Genomic DNA, 17,153 nt, shown 5'->3' with positions numbered 1-17,153 from the left:
CCGACGGGAGTTCCCTGGATGTCCCGCAGCACCGGACGGGGCGCGTTCGCCGCCGCCACCGTCGCCCTCGCCCTGACCACCGCCGCCTGTTCGTCCTCCGGCAGCGACTCCTCCGCCGACCCGGCCGCGTCCTCGTCGGCATCCGCTTCCTCCGCCTTCCAGCCTCAGCACAAGGGCGGGACCCTGAAGCTGGTCGCCCACGCGGCGGCCGGCAGCTTCGATCCGCAGGTCAACTACACGCTCCAGTACTGGCAGTTGTACCAGTCGATGTACGACGGGCTGCTGTCGTTCAAGAAGGTCGGCGGCCAGGAGTCGTTCACGGTCGTACCGGACCTGGCCGCGGCGATGCCCAAGGTCACCAACGGCGGGAAGACGTACACCTTCACCCTCCGCAAGGGCATCACCTTCTCCAACGGCAAGGCGCTGACCACAGACGACGTGGTGGCGTCCTTCCAGCGCATCTTCAAGGTCTCCAGCCCCACCGCTGGCACCTTCTACAACGGCATCGTCGGGGCCGCCGCCTGCCTCAAGACACCCGCGTCCTGCACACTCAAGGGCGGGGTGACCGGCGACGCCGCGGCCGGCACGGTCACCGTCAACCTCACCGCGCCGGACTCCGAGTTCGCGTACAAACTCGCCGTCCCGCACGCCAGCATCGTGCCGAAGGACTCGCCGGTGAAGGACGCGGGCACGAAGCCGCTGCCGACGACCGGCCCGTACATGGCGGCCTCCTACGACCCGAACCGCGAGCTGAGACTGGTGCGCAACCCGCACTTCAAGGAGTGGTCGCGGGAGGCCGAACCGCAGGGATACCCGGACGAGATCGACTACACCTTCGGACAGACCGTCGAGTCCGAGGTCACCGCCGTCGAGAACGGCCAGGCGGACTGGATGTTCGACCCGCCGCCCGCCGACCGGCTCGACGAGATCGGCACCAAGTACACCTCCCAGGCCCATGTGAACCCGCTGACCGCGTTCTGGTACGCGACGCTGAACGTCAACACGGCCCCGTTCAACAACAAGTTGGCACGCCAGGCGATCAACTGGGCCGTCGACCGGTCCGCCGTGGTGCGGCTCTACGGCGGCACCAACCTCGCCTCCCCCGCGTGCACGATCCTGCCGCCGGGCTTCCCCGGGCACGTCGACTCCTGCGACTACACCAAGGGCGGCGGCAGGACCTGGACCGCCGCGGACCTCGCCACGGCCAAGGCGCTGGTGAAGCAGTCCGGTACCGCCGGGCAGGAGGTCGGCATCGTCGTACAGGACGACGACGTCAACAAATCGATCGGACAGTACCTACAGAGCCTGCTCACCCAGCTCGGCTACAAGGCGACGCTCAAGCCGCTGTCGGCGAACATCCAGTTCACCTACATCCAGAACACCAAGAACAAGGTCCAACTCGCCCTGACCTCCTGGTACCAGGACTATCCGGCGGCCTCGGACTTCCTCAACGTGCTGCTGTCCTGCGCCGCGTTCCACCCGGGCAGCGACTCCAGCATCAACATCTCGGGCTTCTGCGACAAGGGCGTCGACGCGAAGATGCAGACCGCGCTGAAGACCGCGCAGACCGACCCGACGGCGGCGAACACGCAGTGGGGCTCGATCGACCAGGCCATCATGCGGCAGTCGCCGGTCGTCCCGCTGATCAACCCGAAGCTCATCGACTTCACGTCGAAGCGGCTGGGCAACTACCAGTTCAGCAAGCAGTTCTACATGCTCGTCGGCCAGACGTGGGTCAAGTGAGCACCGCCGCACCGCAGTCGGTCACCGCGGAGGCCCGGCGCCCGCCGGGCCCCTGGCGGACGGCCGGCGCCGACCTCGCGCGCGACAGGCCGGCGCTGGCCGCGGCCGTCGTCCTCCTCGTCGTCGTCCTGGCGACCCTGTGCGCGCCGCTGTATGCGGCCCACATCGCGCACACCGACCCCTTCCAGTCCCATGTCTCCGGCACCACGGTCATCGACGGGAAGACGGTGCCGGTGCTCACCCCGAGCAGCACCGGCCTCGGTCTCGGCGTCACTCCGGTCGGCCCGACCTGGGACCCCGCCCACTACTTCCTCGGCGCCGACAACCAGGGCCGCGACGTCATGGCCCGCCTGCTCTACGGCGGCCGGACGAGCCTGTTCATCGGGTTCACCGCGGCACTGCTGACCTGCGCCCTCGGCACGGTCGTCGGAGTCGTCGCCGGGTACGCGGGCGGGATCGTGGACGCCGTCATCTCCCGTGTCCTGGACGTCATCTGGGCGTTCCCGGTGTACCTGCTGGCGATCTGCCTCTCGGTCGTCCTGCTCACCGACGGACTGCGCCTGGGACCCCTCACCGTCGAGGCGGGAAGCCTCTGGCTCCCGGTCGCGATCATCGCGGCGATCTATGTGCCGTACATCGCCCGCCCGTTGCGCGGTCAGGTGCTGGTGCTGCGCAACAAGGAGTACATCCAGGCGGCCGTGGGCTCGGGAGCGTCGACCGCGCGCATCCTGCGCCGCGAGGTGCTGCCGAACGTGCTGCCCACGGCCATCGTGTTCGTCCCGCTGATGACCGCGCTGGCGATGCTGACCGAGTCGGCGCTGTCCTTCCTGTCCGTCGGTGTGCAGGCGCCGGACGCCAGTTGGGGCACGATCATCGAGGACGGACTCGGGCTGCTCTACACCCGGCCCGCCGTGACCATCGCGCCCGGCCTGCTGATCGCGCTGACCACGGCGGCGCTCAACGTGCTCGGCGACGGAGTGCGGGACGCGCTCGATCCCGGCGCCCGGCTGCGCGGAGGGGTGTGAGGGCCGTGCTCCAGTTCGTCGTCAAACGCTTCGCGTCCGCCCTCCTGGTGATGTTCGCGATCAGTGTGCTGGTCTTCCTGATCTTCTTCGCCACACCGGGAGTCGACCCCGCGGCCCGCATCGCCGGCCGCAACGCCGACCCCGCCACGCTCGCCCAGGTCCGGCACTCCTTCGGCCTCGACCGGCCCATGCCGATCCGCTACCTGCTGATGATGCGTCACCTGCTGATCGACCGGGACCTGGAGTCGTTCGTCAACCGCGGCTCCCGCGTCATCCCGCAGATCGTGCAGGCCACCCCGGTGACCCTGTCGCTCGTCGTCGGCGCCGCGCTGATCTGGATGGTGGCCGGCATCGTCATGGGCACCGCCGCGGCGGCCCTGCGCGGCAGGGCCGCCGACCCGCTGATCATGCTCGTCGGCGTGGTCGGGGTCTCCCTGCCGGCCTACTGGCTCGGTGAGGTCGTCAACCTCATCACGCAGAAACAACTGCACGGCTCGGTGTTCTCCTGGGTACCACCACCGGGCTACGTCGGCCTCGCCCAGGACCCCGGCCAGTGGGCGCTGCACCTGCTCTTCCCCTGGCTGACGCTCGCACTGCTCTACGCCGGGATCTACGCCCGGCTGCTGCGCGGCGAGGTCGTCACCGCGCTGTCCGAGGACTACGTCCGCACCGCGCGGGCCAAGGGCCTCTCCGAACGGCGCATCCTGATCCGGCATGCCCTGCGCTGCTCGCTCATTCCCGTCGTGTCGCTGTTCGGCCTGGACTTCGGCGCGCTCGTGGGCGGCGCCGCGCTGCTCACCGAGGTGGTCTTCGGCCTCCCCGGCATCGGCAAGCTCACCTTCGACGCCCTCCAGAACCTGGACCTGCCCGTGATCATGGGGACCGTTCTGTACGCGGCGTTCTTCGTCGTCCTCGCCAACGCCCTGGTGGACATCCTGTACGCCCGACTCGACCCGAGGGCCCGCCATGCCTGACCAACCCCTGCTGGACGTACGCGACTTGCGGGTGTCCTTCCGTACCCGTCACGGCTCCGTCACCGTCGTCGACGGTCTGTCCTTCTCGGTGGCACCCGGCGAAATCCTCGGCGTCGTCGGCGAGTCGGGCTCCGGCAAGAGTGTCTCGATGCTGGCCGTGCTCCGACTGCTGACCAGTGCGAACGTCACCGTCGAAGGCGAAGTCCGCTTCCGTGGAAGGGACTTGCTCACGCTTCCCGACCAGGAGATGCGGGCGGTGCGGGGCCGGGAGATCGCCATGGTCTTCCAGGACCCGATGACCGCGCTCACTCCCGTGTACACCGTGGGCTGGCAGATCGCCGAGCAGATCCGGGCGCACGAGAAGGTGTCCCGCAAGGAGGCGCACGCGCGGGCCGTCGGCCTGCTCTCGGACGTCGGCATCCCCGACGCGGCCTCGCGCGCGAACGCCTATCCGCACGAGTTCTCCGGCGGTATGCGCCAGCGCGCGGTCATCGCCATGGCCCTCTCCTGCGGCCCCGCGCTCCTGATCGCCGACGAGCCGACGACCGCGCTCGATGTCACCGTCCAGGCCCACATACTCGACCTGGTACGGGAGTTGAACTCGGAGGGCTCGGCGGTGGTCCTCATCACGCACGACATGGGGGTCGTCTCGCAGATCACCGACCGGGTCCTGGTGATGTACGGCGGCCGGGCGGCCGAGGAGGGTCCGCGCCGAGCGGTGTTCCACGGGCCACGACATCCCTACACGTGGGGGCTGCTCGACTCGGTGCCCCGGGTGGGCGGACCCCGGCTGCGGCGGCTGCCCACCATCGCGGGGACGCCGGTGGCACCGGGGAACCTGCCCGAGGGGTGCGCCTTCGCGCCACGCTGCCGGCTGCGGCACGACCGGTGCGAGGAACGGCCGGTCCTCGGTGCCGGCACGCACCGCGACGCCTGCTGGCTGCCCGACGACGACCGCGACTCACTGCGCCTGACGGCACGGGCCGCGGCGACGGACGTACCGGACCTGGAACGAGAGGCGACGCCGTGAGCGCACAGCCCACAACGGCAGAGGTGCTGCTGCGCGCCTCGGACGTCACCAAGCACTACCCCCTGCGCCCGGACGGGTTCTCCCGGCACCGCAGGGTGCTCCGTGCCGTGGACGGTGTGTCGCTGGAAGTGCGCGCCGGTGAGACGCTCGGCATCGTGGGCGAGTCGGGCTGCGGCAAGTCCACGCTCGGCCGCTGCCTGGTCCGGCTCACCGAACTCACCTCCGGCCGCGTCGAGTTCGACGGACAGGACATCAGCACCCTGTCGACGCGCCGGCTGCGCCCGGTGCGTCCGGGGATGCAGCTGGTGTTCCAGGACCCGCAGGCATCGCTGAACCCGCGCCGGCGCGCCGGGGACATCGTGGCGGAACCACTGCTCGTGCACCGCTACGGCGACGGGGCCGCCGTGCGCCGTCGGGTGGCCGAGCTCTTCGACGTCGTAGGGCTGGCGGCGGCCCATCTGGACCGCTATCCGCAGGAGTTCTCCGGCGGGCAGCGGCAACGCATCGGTATCGCGCGGGCGTTGGCGACGAATCCGAAGCTGATCGTCGCCGACGAACCGGTGTCCGCGCTCGACGTGTCCATCCAGGCACAGGTGTTGAACCTGTTCGCGGATCTCCAGGAGGAGTTCGCGCTCACCTATGTCTTCGTCGCGCACGACCTCGGGGTGGTCCGCCATGTGTCGGACCGGATCGCCGTCATGTATCTCGGCGAGATCGTCGAACTCGGCGAGACGGAGGCCCTGTACAAGGAGCCGGCGCATCCGTACACGCAGGCGTTGCTTTCGGCGGTCCCGGACATCGACGACGGTGCGGACGTGCCGCGCCGCGAGCGGATCGTGCTGACCGGGGAGGTGCCCAACCCGGTGGACAAGCCGACGGGATGTCCCTTCCGCACCCGATGCCCGTACGCGCGTGAGCGATGTGCGCGGGAACGCCCGCAGCTGACGGAGACGACGTCCGGCCGCCACACCGCCTGCCACTTCCCCCTGATCGACTGAGGTCGCGGAGCGCGCACGCGGCATGATGGCCCCTATGCGCCTCCGTATCGACGCCGTCGACCTGCCCGGCCGTACCTTTCCCGCCTCCGCCGACGGTTCCGGCCCGGGGTACGACGACGTCCATGTCGCCGTGCAGCGCAAGGACCGGCCGGGCGAACTGCTCGATCCGCAGGCGGGGGACGCGGTGTCCGCGACCTGGACGCTGGAGTGCGCGACGCAGGCCACGCCGGACGGCATCGTGGTCGACGGCCCCTATGTGCAGCACCGGTTGGGCCGCCGGTTCGTCTATCTGTCGTGGGGCACGGTCGACGGCGACGGGGTCTTCACGATGTTCCGGCGCGCCAAGCTCATGCTCGACTCGGTGCCCGCCGACGTCCTGGCCGCCGCCGCGCACGAGGGCCTGCTCGTGGGCCGTCTCGGCCTGACCGACGCGAACGGCGGCCCGTTGTGCGCGCGGGTGGAACCTCCGCGCATCACGTGGACCGCCGCCACGCACTAGCCGTCGGTCAGGACGCCGAGTCCTTCTTGTTGGTCGCCGCCCGGTACGCCTGGGTCGGCGTCATCGCGACGCCGTTGAGGCTGACCGTCTTGTAGGTGCTGACCTTGGCGCAGGACTTCGACTGGTCGGCGGTCGAGGCCTGGGCGTTGGAGGTGGCCGCCTTGGTGTCGGCCGGGGCCGGGGACGAGGAGCTGCCCGGGAGGGTCGAGCCGCTGGGCCAGTCCGTGCCGATGACCAGGGTCAGACCGGTGCCGGTGCCCTGCTTGAGGTGCGAGGAGGCGAGGCCGATCGCCTTGGCCACGGTCTGGGCCTCGGCCTTCTGCCCGGTGCCGTAGGTGAGGGTGGTCGTGGTCGCGCTGACGGAGGCGTTGCCGGTGGTCGTCTCCGAGCTGAAGCCGCCGTCTATCAGGCCGGTGGCGACGGTGGAGGCCCGGCCGCTGATGGTGGTGCCGTTCTCCACCGTCACGGCGATCTGCGCGGCCGGTACGGCGGCTGCCGTGGCGGTCGCGGTGGCCGCCGCCGACTTCTTGCCGGACGAGCTGGTCAGCGACTGGTCGTTGGCGATCGTCGCGAACAGGCTCTTCGCCGCGGCGGCGGGCACGACCCGGTTGGCGTTGGTCGGGTCGGCGCCGGTCTGCATCGTGGTGAACGTCATGCGCTTCGTCGGGACCTTGTCCAGGTCCGCGGCGAGCCCGATGAGCTTCTTCACGCTGCCGAGGCCGGTGTCGACGGTGAGCGCCTTGGTCGCCGCGTCGGCCAGGTTGTAGACCGCCGAGGGGTTGGTGAGGGTGCCCGCGCTCTTGAACTTGCGGATCATCGCGCTCAGGAAGAGATGCTGGGAGACGGTACGGCCGAGGTCGCTGCCGTCACCGAAGCCGTGCCGCGAGCGGACGAACTCCAGCGCGGCGGTGCCCTTGAGGGTGTGGGTGCCCTTGGCGAGCTTGAGGTGCGAGTAGGTGTCGTAGACGTCGGCGTCGACGCACACCGAGACCCCGCCGACCGCGTCGGACATCTTCACCACACCGGAGAAGTCCATCTGCACGAAGTGGTCGATGGTGATGCCGGTGAGCGCGTGCACGGTCTTGACCTGGCATGCCTGCCCGTACTGGAGGGCGCTGTTGATCTGCCCGTAGTAGCCGGACGTCGACTGGCCGCTCTTGGGGTCCTTGCAGGCGGGGACCTGGGTCATGGTGTCGCGCGGGATGCTCATCACGGTGGCGTTGGAGCGGTCCGCCGAGATGTGCACCACCATCTCCACGTCCGCGTTGCCGTTGCCCGACTGCACGCCGGTCTGCGAGCAGCCGCCGCCCAGCTTGCAGTCGGCCGCGCTGGTGCGGCCGTCGCTGCCCATCACCAGCAGGTTGATCGGGGTGCGGCCGAAGGCGTCGGCCTTCTCCTTGCCGCCCGCGCCGTCGTCGATCGGGACGCTGTTGATGTTGCCGTTCAGGTGCTCGTAGAACCACCAGCCGGCGCCCGCGGTCGCCATGATCACCACGGACAGGGATATCGCGCTGACCTTCAGCACCCGCCTGCCGCGCGGGGGCGGCTTGCGGCGCGAGGCGGCCCGGCCGGCCGCGCGGGACCCGCCGCGCGGCGCCTGGCGGGCCGCGGCGCGGGAGGCGGCCCGGCCGCCGGTGGGCAGCGGCTCGTCGGCCTCACCCGCCCGCGGTCTGGGCACCCCTCGTGTGCGGCTGCGCGTGGCGTGGCCCACGGGGCCGTCCCCGAGGTCGGTCATCTGGCACTCCCACAAAACGGTCGGGCCGTTCAGGCCGTCGGTGCTGCGGCCAGGGGGCGCGCGGCCGTGTCAGGTCGGACGAGGCGGGATTCCCGCCGCGCTTGCGTGGTTGCGCAATATAACAATCTCAGATGAGAACACCGCAGGGGCTTTCTCATTTACGGACTTTCATTTTGCGTCAAGGTCGGTCAACTGGTGGGAATGCGGGCGGTGGTGATGGTCATCGGGGTACCGGTGACGGCGATGAGATAGAAGCGCGGATGCGAGCCGCCCGGCACCCGCCGGACACCGCCGGGCGGCGTCACCAGATACGTGGCGGAGGCGTGCGGGGCGAGGGACGCCGGGCCGCCCGAGGCGGTCCACCAGTCGGAGGCGCCCTGGCCCAGACGGCTGGCGAAGTGGGGGGTGAGCCGGGTGCCGGTCGTGTTGACGACCTTGGCGACGAGCCGGGTGATGTCACGGTGCCCGGAGCGCTGGACGATGTCCGCCGTGACGTTCATGCGCAGCGGCGGCGGACTGGCCGCGGCGATCGTCACACACACGACGGCGGGCGCGAGCAGCCCCGCGGCGAGCACGGCCCGGACCGGGCGTGCGGTCAGCCGCGGGATACGGGGCTGCCAGGCCGAGGCGAGCGCCGAGGCGGGCACGGTCGCGGCTGCCGCGAGCCACAGCGGGGTCATCATCAGGAAGTAGCCGTCCTGCGACCGGGTGGCCAGGTAGAAGCTCAGCCAGGGCAGCACGGTGATCGCCGGGCCGAGCCGCCGCACGAACAGCAGCGTGGCGGCGAGCAGGCCGAACAGGAGCAGGAGACTGCCGTAGGAGTAGTAGTCGAGGTGCCTGCTGCCCGCGGTGAAGTAGTACGAGATCCCCATCAGGCCCTGGCCGTGCAGGATCGCCTTCTGGGTGATCGGGAGCAGCAGTCCGTGCAGCCAGCTGGAGAAGTCCTCGGCGGCGAAGTAGGCGTTGATCGCGGCCCAGGTCAGGGCGGCGGTGCCGGTGTAGCGGGCGACCACGCCGAGGGCGAGGCGCGGGCCGAGGTCGCCGCGGCGGACGGCGTAGAGGCCGACGAGGAGGAACGGCGTGAGGAACCAGGCGAGTTGCTGGGTGGCGCAGGCCGCGCCGAGGCACAGCGCCTGGAGCACTCCGGGCAGGCCGAGCCGCCCGCCGGCTCCGGTGTCGGGCCACCTCACCACCACCGGGATGAGAAGGACCAGGGCGAGGACGGCCGGGTAGCCGGAGTAGGCGTAGCCGGGCAGGAAGCCGAAGCCGAGGCACACGGCGGTGGCGGCGGGCCGCCAGGGGGCCGGGAGCAGCAGCCACAGCAGGACGGCGCCCGCGAGGAGCGCGCCGGTGGTCACGAGGGTGGCGGCGGCCGTCGAGTGGACCACGGCGTGCACGGGGGCGGCGATCAGCGCGGTCAGCGGCGGGTAGCCGTAGGTGTAGTCGGCGCCGCCCGACATGGTCTTGGTGATGCCGACGGAGGAGGAGTCGAAGAGCCAGGGCCAGGGCTGGCCGTAGACGGGGTGGCCGTGCAGGATCTGGTTCGCGGCCTGCGCGGTGAGCACGCCCTCGTCGGTGCCGGCGTGGTCGAGCCAGTAGCCGCAGAGCACCAGCACCACGGCGAGGACCAGTACTCCGGCGTCGACCCTGGTCAGGGCGCGGCGGGTGCGGGTGGTGAGGGCGAGGACACCGGCGACCAGGATCCCGGCGTAGCAGACGGAGATGATCCCGGCGACGGGCGGATGGGAGGTCATCGCCCTGGTCCAGGCGTCGCGGGTGCCGATGAACAGGCTGATCGTGGCGATCAGCGTCATCCCCCGGTGCAGCTGCTGCGGTGCGGCGGGCCCGGCGGTGGGCGGCCGGGTCAGCGGCGGCCCGGCGGTGGCGGGCGCGTCACGGCGCCGCAGTCGCAGACCGCCACCGGCGCGGGGACCGTCATCCATGGCGTCCTTCTCCTCCTCGTTCCGCCCTTGTCCGCCGGCGGTTCACGCCGGGGCCACCTCTACTACATGTCGTAGAGGTGAAGGGAGCCGTCGAGGTTCACCAAGGGAAGGGAAGAGCTGGGCAAGAAGCGTGGCCGCGACGGGCGGTGCCTCAGTCGATCCGTGCTCCCGCGCCGCCGACGTGGACACGCCGGTCGCCCGCGCGCAGCGTCACGGTGAGTTCGCCGGGGCGGCCCAGGTCCGCGCCCTGGTGGAGCGTGAGGACGGACTCCCCCGGGACCAGGCCGAGTTCGCGCGCGTAGGCACCGAACGCGGCTGCCGCCGCGCCGGTCGCCGGGTCCTCGACGACACCGCCGACCGGGAAGGGGTCACGGACGTGGAAGACGGTGGCCGACTCCCGCCACACCAACTGGACGGTGGTCAGGTCCAGTCGGTGCATCAAGGCTTCGAGGCGGGCGAAGTCGTAGGCGAGATCCGCGAGTCGGGCACGGGTCGCCGCGGCGAGCACGAGATGGCGGGCGCCCGCGAAGGCGATCCGGGGCGGGAAGGCCGGGTCGAGATCGGCCCGCGGCCAGTCGAGCGCGGCGAGCGCCTCGGCGAGCTCGGCGTCGGCGATCTCCTCGATGTGCGGTTCCACGCTGGTGAGGGTGGCCCTCAGCGTGCCGTTCTCCTCGGTCACCTCCACCGGTACGGTGCCCGCGCGCGTCGCGAACACCAGCTCCCCCGTGCCGGTCCGCTCGGCCAGCGCGACGGCGGTCGCGACGGTGGCGTGCCCGCAGAACGGCACCTCGGCCTTGGGGCTGAAGTACCGGATGCGGTACGCCCGTCCCTCGGGACCGCCGAGGCCCTCCGGGGGCGGGGTGAGGAACGCGGACTCCGAGTATCCGAGTTCGGCGGCGATGGCGAGCATGTCGGTGTCCGCCAGGCCGGTGGCGTCCAGGACGACGCCGGCGGGGTTGCCCCCGGACGGGTTGCTGGAGAAGGCGGTGTAGCGCAGCACCTCGGGCCGCGGCGCGTTCGTTGTCATGCCGGTGGCAACACGGGGGCCGGCCGCGGCCATTCCCCCGGGGTCGTCGCCTCGCGCGGAGGGTTCACGAGTCGAACCAGCGCAGCCAGATGGGCACGTCGGTCCCCGCGTGCCACCGGTCGCTGGCCGCCCGCCGCAGTTCCGGGGTGGTCAGCGCTTCCTCGCGGGTGAGCCAGTCCAGGTACCACTCGCCGAAGCCCGCGGGCTGTCCGTCGTCGTTCAGGAGCGGGTTGAGGCGATCGCAGGTGGCGCGTCCGTCGAACCACATCGTGCCGCGCATGGGCCCGCCGAGCACAAGGACGGTGGAGAAACCGCAGCCGTCGTCGCGGAGCCGTACGGTCCCGTGGGTCCGCGCGTCCTCGGCGGCGTCGGCCGCTTCCCGCCAGGTCTCGTGAGCGGCCCGGAAGTCCTCGGCGGAGGCGTACCGCTCCTCCCGCGGTTCGGCCAGCCAGACGTCCTCGCTCGCCGCGAGGGCGGTGTCGTGATCCGGGAACGGAAGGCGCAGGTGCGCGAGGTCCGCGGGGTGGTCGCCGTCCCAGTGCCAGCCGTCCGGGCCGGGCCGCAGCGTACGGACCCGGCCGCCCGCACTGACGCGCAGCAGGTACGCGCGGTAGTCCCCGGGGAACTCCACACCGAACTGTTCCTCGGCCCGGCGCACCTGCGTCTCGCTCAGAGCCGGCGGCAAGGCGGTGTCGGCCGGCCCGTTCCGTCGCGCGTGGAGCGCGATGGTCCGCTCGCGGACACCGGTCCAGTTCACCGTCGGCATGCCCGGCAAGATAGCCGTCCACCCGCCGAACCGCGACGGCGGGCCCGGCGTGCGTCGGCGCCGCCGTCCGGCCGCCACCCCCGTGGACGGCCGGAGCCCGGCGGCTCGCGCGGTGGTGGGTCAGGCCGGGGTGTCGGCGTCCTGCGCGGCGGCCGTGAACGCCTCGGGGCCCTGCTCCGCGGCGGCCGGGTCCATCCACATGACCTGCCAGCCGTGGCCGTCGAGGTCGTAGAAGCTGCGCGAGTACATGAAGCCGTAGTCCTCGGCGCCGTCGACCTCGGTGCCACCCGCCGCGAGCGCGGCGGCGCTGACCGAGTCGACCTCCTCACGGGACGACACGCTGAAGCAGTACAGCGCCAGGGTGTGTGTGGTGGGATCGGCCATCGGCAGCTTGGCGAACTCCGCGAACCTCTCGCGGGTGAGCAGCATGACGAAGGCCTGCTCGCCGACCAGCATGCAGGCGGCGCTCTCGTCGGTGAACTTCGGGTTGAAGTCGAACCCGAGCCCCGCGAAGAACGCCTTGCTGCGCGGGAGGTCCACGACGGGGATGTTGAGGAACAGCATGCGGCCGGGGTGTGCGGGAGTGGTCATGGCGGGTCTCCGGTCAAGGGCTCGACGGTGCTCGATGGTGTACGTCGGGGTAGACCGGCCCGGCCCGCGAAACTCATCGGAGGTCGCCGGAGGATTTCGGAGATCGCCGGAGAAACCTCGTCGGGGCCCGGCCGGCGTGGTGTGCCGGTCGGGCCCCGGTGGTGTGTCCGTACCGGCCGTCACCTCCCGGCGATCGACTCCACCCAGCTGATGAAGTTGGTCGTCGAGTCGCCGGTGCGCTCGGCCATGGTGTGCGCCTGGGCCCACACCGTGGCGAAGTCGACGTCGCGGACGCCGTAGTTCCGCAGGGCCAATTGGAGGTTGATCTCGGTGGTGTTGGCCGTGTCGCCCTGCATGATGCCGGTGCGGATGCGCCAGTGCCGTGCCACCTTGGACCGCCGGTAGCCGGCGAAGGCGGGCGAGAGGAAGTACAGCGGGTTGTACGCCTCGCCGCGCCAGGCCATGTCCTTGCCCACGCTGTCCTTCTGCGCGAAGTCGCTGTCGTAGGCCGCGGCGCCGTAGGCGGAGTCCCAGTCGGCGTAGGTGGCGTACTTCGTCTCGTTCGCCTTGACGACGTCACGGGAGAGCGGCGCGAAGTGCGCGGGGGCGTTCAGTCCCATGGCGAAGACGCCGTTCTCGGTCTGCCCGCGCGAGTACCCGTCGAACGCGCCGACCGGCTTGTTCGCGTTCTTCTGGCTGTTGACGAAGCCTTCGAGGCCGGACACCGTGGCGGTGTTGCTCGTGGCGTCGTAACTGACCCATGTACTGGCGGTGTTGAGGTAGGCGATGTAGTCGTCGACCGTCTCGTACGTCGTCGAGGTGCCCGTCTGGCCCGATCCGGGCGGGCCGCCCATCGTCGTGATCGTGTACGGGAAGGTGTTGTCCGACAGGAAGTCGTTCAGCGAGGTGGTGATCACCTCGATCAGGTGGTCGTAGTAGCTGCCCGCCAGGTGGACGCCGTCGGCGGAGCCGGTCAGCTCCAGGCGCCGGCCGTGCTCGTCGCGCAGCCCCAGCCGGTTGACGTACGCGGGCCAGGCCTTGGCGAGGTCCGTCGAATAGGCGCTGGTCCAGGTGCCGGAGGCGCGGGTGCCGGTCGAGGCGAACTGGCCCATGTTCCACTCGTAGGAGAGGTTGGCCTCTTCCAGGTTGGTGATCGGGCACCAGGCCATGACGCCGGCCACCGCGTCGCTGAGGGGGCGGCCGTGGGCGTCCTCCATCGCCGCGCCGATCGTGCGCAGGTAGGGGTGGTACAGGGGGCTGTCGCCGGACGTGCCCGCCACGGTGTCCTGGGCGCCGCCGCCGCTCATGCCGAACAGGACGATGTCGTCCGTGCTGCCGGGCAGGACGCTCCGGTTGTACCGCAGGTACCGGACCGCGGCCTTCAGGTCGGTGACGCCCCAGGGGGCCGCGTCGGAACGGGTGCTCGTGGAGCTGTCCCGGCCGCGCAGGCCCGGCCACACGTAGATGAGCCCGGCGTCGAGGTACTGCGAGACGGCGCTGTAGCTGTAGGACGTGGCGGGCCCCTGGTGGGCGTAGCCCGGGGTGTTGACCGGGATCACGATCGGCGCGGTGCCTCCTGTGTACCGGCCTGCGGTGCCCTTGCGGTTGAGCTTCGCGGTGTACGTGGTCCCGTCGCTGTTCGCGGTGGCCGTCAGATAGGCGCCGGGCACGTAGATCGACAGGTTCTCGTAGTCCGTGGCGGCCGGGTTCGCGACGTACACCTTCCCGATCTGGTAGTACACGTCGTTGGTCGCGTCGTACGACCAGGCGGTGGCATCGAACTCCAGCGAGTACGCCGAGGACGTGCCCGACGAACCGCTCGACGAACCGCTCGACGACGAGGTGGCGGCGAAGGCCGTGCCCGCCGAGCCCTCGGCGACTGGGAACGCGGCGACTGCGGCGACGGCCGTGGCGCTCCGGATCACAGTTCTGCGATTGACGTCCACCCGTGGACCTCCTTGTAGGCGGCTTGCGCGGTCGCGTCCCAGACTGGCGTTCAGGGGTCCTCGATTGTTAACAATTTCGATGATAATTCTGTTAGAAGTGTTACGGCAGTGCTTCCTCGGCCTCCGCTTCCGCGACGAGCGCGGCGATCACCATGCGCAGGGGGGCCAGTTCCGCCGGGGTGGGATCGGCCGGTTCGCGCGGCGCCCGCGCGGCCGGGGTCACCGCTGGAGTCGCGTCTTCGGGGCCGGGCGCGGCTGCGGCGCGGGCGAGGAGCGCCCCATGGTCGGGCGGCGGGGTGCCGAGACCGTCGCCGAGCGCGCGCAGTGCGGCGGCGAGCGAGGGCCGAGGGAAGGGGAAGTCCACGGGGAGCAGACCGGCCTGCGCGGTGTGGTCCTCGCCGCGGAAGTCCAGGGTCCAGCCCTCCCAGCCCGGCAGCGGCCAGTCGTGCACGCCCGCCACGGTCTGCACCGCCCAGAGCGAGACCATGCGGGCGTCCGGGTCGAAGTGGACGCCCCCGTACGGCATGTCGGTGAGCACGGGGGTGGCCGGCGACGCGGCGAGATGGCCGATCAGGCCGGGGCCGCCTGCGAGGTGTTCGATCGGCTCCCAGTCGCTGCCCCACGCGCGGACGCTTCCGTCGGGCAGCCGCAGGGAGGCGACGGAGTGCGGCTCGCCGTACTCGGTGTACGCGAACCCAGCCGGTTCGAAGGTCTCGAACCAGCCCGGCGTACGGGCCGCCTCCCGCCCCAGGCCCAGGTGCCGGGTCAGGTCGCCCAGACCGTCGTGCGCGAAGCGGACGTCCCAGCCGGGCCAGGTCCGGACCAGTACGGCACGGGCGGCGAGATGGTCGGCCCAGCCGTCCGGGGAGGCGAACCAGAGCAGGGTCCGGCGGTCGTGGTCGACGAGCGCGGCGCCCTCGCACCACACATCGTCGAGCCACTGGTCGATCTCCCGGTCGGCACGGAAGCGGCGCGTCGCCGCCGCCGGACCGGCCAGCAGATCGTCGGCGACCCGGCCGGCGGCCCAGTGCGAGTAGTACCGCCGCCAGGTGCCGTTCTCGACCACCACGTACTGCGCTCGTGCTCCCATGACCGGCGAGGCTAGCGCCGCCGCACGACGATCGACGCACCGGACGCGGACCCGCCCGGAGCCTTGTCGCCCACGGCTCGCGAATCTAGACTCGCAGCAAATGAAGTAAGTTCAGTTCAGGTGTGGCGACGGGCGCTGGGAGCGATTCATGACGGGTTCCTCGGACGGCAGGACCTGCCTCGTCACCGGCGCGGGGCAGGGCATCGGGCGGGCGATAGCGGTCCAGCTGGCCCGGCAGGGCGCCTCGGCCGTGGCGGTCGCCGACCGGACCCGGGACACGGCCGCCGAGACCGCGGAGCTGGTGCGCGCCGCCGGGGCGCGGGCCGAGGTGATCGTCTGCGATCTGCGCGTTCGCGACAGCGTCGCCGACATGGTGACCCGCACGGCGGAGGCCTTCGGCGGACTCGACGTCCTCGTCAACAACGCCGGCGTCATCGAGACCGCGTTCACCACCGGACCGGACCGCGCCGTCGACACCCTGCCCGAGGCGGTCTGGGACGCGGTCTACGAGGTCAACCTCAAGGCGGTGTGGCTGGCGACCAAGTTCGCCGCGCCGTATCTGCGCCGCTCACGGCGCGGGCCCGCCATCGTCAACACCGCCTCCGTGTCCGGCCTCACCGGCTTCCCCGACGCGCCGGCCTACGGCGTCACCAAGGCCGGTGTCATCCATCTGACGAAGGTCACCGCGGTCGACCTCGCCCCGGTGCGCTGCAACTGCCTCTGTCCCGGCGTCGTCGACACCCCGCTCGCCCAGGACCACTTCGCCGCCGCGCCGGACCGGGCCGCCATGGAACGCGAGCTGACCGCACCGCAGTTGGTCCGCCGGCTCGGCCGCCCGGAGGAGGTCGCCCGCCTGGCCTGCTTCCTGGCCGGTGACGACGCGGCGTTCATCACGGGAGCGTCGTACGTCATCGACGGCGGCGCGCTCGCGTGGCGCGGCGTACATAACTGACCCTCCAAACAAGGCATGTGAGACACCATCAGACACAGACAGGGGTTTCCGATGCAGTCGAGGCTGGCCGGGAAGACGGCGCTGGTGACCGGTGCCACCGGAGGGATCGGCGACGCGGTCGTACGACGGCTCGCGGCCGAGGGGGCGACGGTCGTGGTGACCGATCTCGATGCCGGGCTCTGCGAGAAGCTCGCCGAGGAGGTCGGGGGCGGTGCCCTCGGGCTGGCCCTGGACGTCTCGGACGAGTCGGCGTGGCGTGCCGTGGTCGCCACCGCGACCGCCGCGCTGGGCGAGCTGAACGTGCTGGTCAACAACGCCGGGATCGCCACGATGCACACGGTCGAGACCGAGACCGTGGAGTCCTGGGAGCGGGTGCTGAGCGTGACCCAGACCGGGGTGTGGCTCGGCATGAAGCACGGCGGCCCGTCCATCGAGCGATCCGGCGGCGGCTCGATCGTCAACGTCGCGTCGATCTTCGGCACGGTCGGCGGCTTCGGCGCCCAGTTCTCGTACCACGCGGCCAAAGGCGCCGTACGGCTGATGACGAAGAACGCCGCGCTGCACTGGGCGAAGCGCGGGGTCAGGGTGAACTCGCTTCACCCCGGCTTCATCGAGACACCCCGGTCGCGCGAACTCTGGCGCGGCACACCCCGGTTGACCGCGATGCTGGAGGGGACCCCGCTCGGACGGCTGGGGACACCCGAGGAGGTGGCCGCCGCCACGGCCTTCCTCGCCTCCGACGACGCGAGCTTCATGACGGGGTCCGAGCTCTACGTCGACGGAGGCTGGACCGCACGATGAAGTGAAGTGGGGTGAGGTGACCGGTCGCCACGG

At 71.2% G+C, this 17,153-nt stretch carries 15 protein-coding genes; 8 read left to right on the top strand and 7 right to left on the bottom strand.

Annotation, left to right across the window (positions count from 1 at the left end):
- The first annotated feature begins 18 nt into the window (after positions 1-18).
- Genes ACIQPR_RS19515 through ACIQPR_RS19490 form a run of 6 tightly spaced genes read left to right on the top strand, consistent with a single transcriptional unit; the run spans position 19 to position 6,269 of the window.
- Positions 19-1,743 (top strand): ABC transporter substrate-binding protein, encoded by a 1,725-nt coding sequence (locus tag ACIQPR_RS19515; protein ID WP_403649760.1) that lies wholly within the window; start codon positions 19-21, stop codon positions 1,741-1,743.
- On the top strand, positions 1,740-2,768 hold the full coding sequence (locus ACIQPR_RS19510; RefSeq protein WP_403649757.1) for an ABC transporter permease: 1,029 nt from the start codon (positions 1,740-1,742) through the stop codon (positions 2,766-2,768). Before ACIQPR_RS19515 ends, ACIQPR_RS19510 begins: the two co-directional genes overlap by 4 nt.
- A 5-nt stretch (positions 2,769-2,773) precedes the next feature.
- Entirely contained in the window at positions 2,774-3,742 is a 969-nt protein-coding gene (locus ACIQPR_RS19505; protein ID WP_403649754.1) for an ABC transporter permease, read from the top strand.
- On the top strand, positions 3,735-4,772 hold the full coding sequence (locus tag ACIQPR_RS19500; protein WP_403649751.1) for an ABC transporter ATP-binding protein: 1,038 nt from the start codon (positions 3,735-3,737) through the stop codon (positions 4,770-4,772). The genes ACIQPR_RS19505 and ACIQPR_RS19500 overlap by 8 nt, the downstream gene beginning before the upstream one ends.
- 23 nt (positions 4,773-4,795) lie before the next feature.
- Positions 4,796-5,770 (top strand): ABC transporter ATP-binding protein, encoded by a 975-nt coding sequence (locus tag ACIQPR_RS19495; protein ID WP_403650611.1) that lies wholly within the window; start codon positions 4,796-4,798, stop codon positions 5,768-5,770.
- 34 nt (positions 5,771-5,804) lie between these two features.
- Entirely contained in the window at positions 5,805-6,269 is a 465-nt protein-coding gene (locus tag ACIQPR_RS19490) for a DUF5990 family protein (protein WP_403649748.1), read from the top strand.
- Positions 6,270-6,276: 7 nt separating this feature from the next.
- Here ACIQPR_RS19490 and ACIQPR_RS19485 read toward each other — a convergent pair whose 3' ends face one another.
- From ACIQPR_RS19485 to ACIQPR_RS19455, 7 genes are all read right to left on the bottom strand, one after another.
- Positions 6,277-8,004: an LCP family protein gene (locus tag ACIQPR_RS19485; RefSeq protein WP_403649745.1), complete on the bottom strand. Its 1,728-nt coding sequence runs from the start codon at positions 8,002-8,004 to the stop codon at positions 6,277-6,279.
- A 188-nt stretch (positions 8,005-8,192) separates the two neighbouring features.
- Positions 8,193-9,947: a hypothetical protein gene (locus ACIQPR_RS19480; protein WP_403649742.1), complete on the bottom strand. Its 1,755-nt coding sequence runs from the start codon at positions 9,945-9,947 to the stop codon at positions 8,193-8,195.
- Between the two features lie 151 nt (positions 9,948-10,098).
- Positions 10,099-10,974, bottom strand: a complete 876-nt coding sequence (locus ACIQPR_RS19475) for a PhzF family phenazine biosynthesis protein (RefSeq protein WP_403649739.1) — start codon at positions 10,972-10,974, stop codon at positions 10,099-10,101.
- A 64-nt stretch (positions 10,975-11,038) separates the two neighbouring features.
- Positions 11,039-11,740: a hypothetical protein gene (locus ACIQPR_RS19470; RefSeq protein ID WP_403649736.1), complete on the bottom strand. Its 702-nt coding sequence runs from the start codon at positions 11,738-11,740 to the stop codon at positions 11,039-11,041.
- A 120-nt stretch (positions 11,741-11,860) separates the two neighbouring features.
- The gene (locus ACIQPR_RS19465) at positions 11,861-12,331 is read right to left on the bottom strand and encodes a VOC family protein (RefSeq protein ID WP_403649733.1); all 471 of its coding nucleotides are present in this window, start codon (positions 12,329-12,331) and stop codon (positions 11,861-11,863) included.
- Positions 12,332-12,510: 179 nt separating this feature from the next.
- A complete protein-coding gene (locus ACIQPR_RS19460) occupies positions 12,511-14,277 on the bottom strand; it encodes an esterase (protein ID WP_403649730.1) in 1,767 nt (588 codons plus the stop codon).
- A 100-nt stretch (positions 14,278-14,377) separates the two neighbouring features.
- Positions 14,378-15,367, bottom strand: coding sequence for a hypothetical protein (locus ACIQPR_RS19455; RefSeq protein WP_403649727.1), 990 nt, complete (start codon positions 15,365-15,367; stop codon positions 14,378-14,380).
- A gap of 148 nt (positions 15,368-15,515) precedes the next feature.
- Here ACIQPR_RS19455 and ACIQPR_RS19450 point away from each other — a divergent pair, with 148 nt between their 5' ends.
- Both ACIQPR_RS19450 and ACIQPR_RS19445 read left to right on the top strand, forming a co-directional pair.
- Positions 15,516-16,319 carry an SDR family NAD(P)-dependent oxidoreductase gene (locus tag ACIQPR_RS19450; protein WP_403649723.1) on the top strand — a complete coding sequence of 268 codons (804 nt, stop codon included), beginning with the start codon at positions 15,516-15,518 and terminating at the stop codon, positions 16,317-16,319.
- A gap of 51 nt (positions 16,320-16,370) precedes the next feature.
- Positions 16,371-17,120 carry an SDR family NAD(P)-dependent oxidoreductase gene (locus tag ACIQPR_RS19445; RefSeq protein ID WP_403649720.1) on the top strand — a complete coding sequence of 250 codons (750 nt, stop codon included), beginning with the start codon at positions 16,371-16,373 and terminating at the stop codon, positions 17,118-17,120.
- The last annotated feature ends 33 nt before the right edge of the window (positions 17,121-17,153 follow it).

The organism is Streptomyces sp. NPDC091280 (genome assembly GCF_044768565.1).
Taxonomy (GTDB): Bacteria; Actinomycetota; Actinomycetes; order Streptomycetales; family Streptomycetaceae; genus Streptomyces.
The sequence above is the reverse complement of the archived record's forward strand: the minus strand, read 5'-3'. Positions and strand labels throughout refer to the sequence as shown.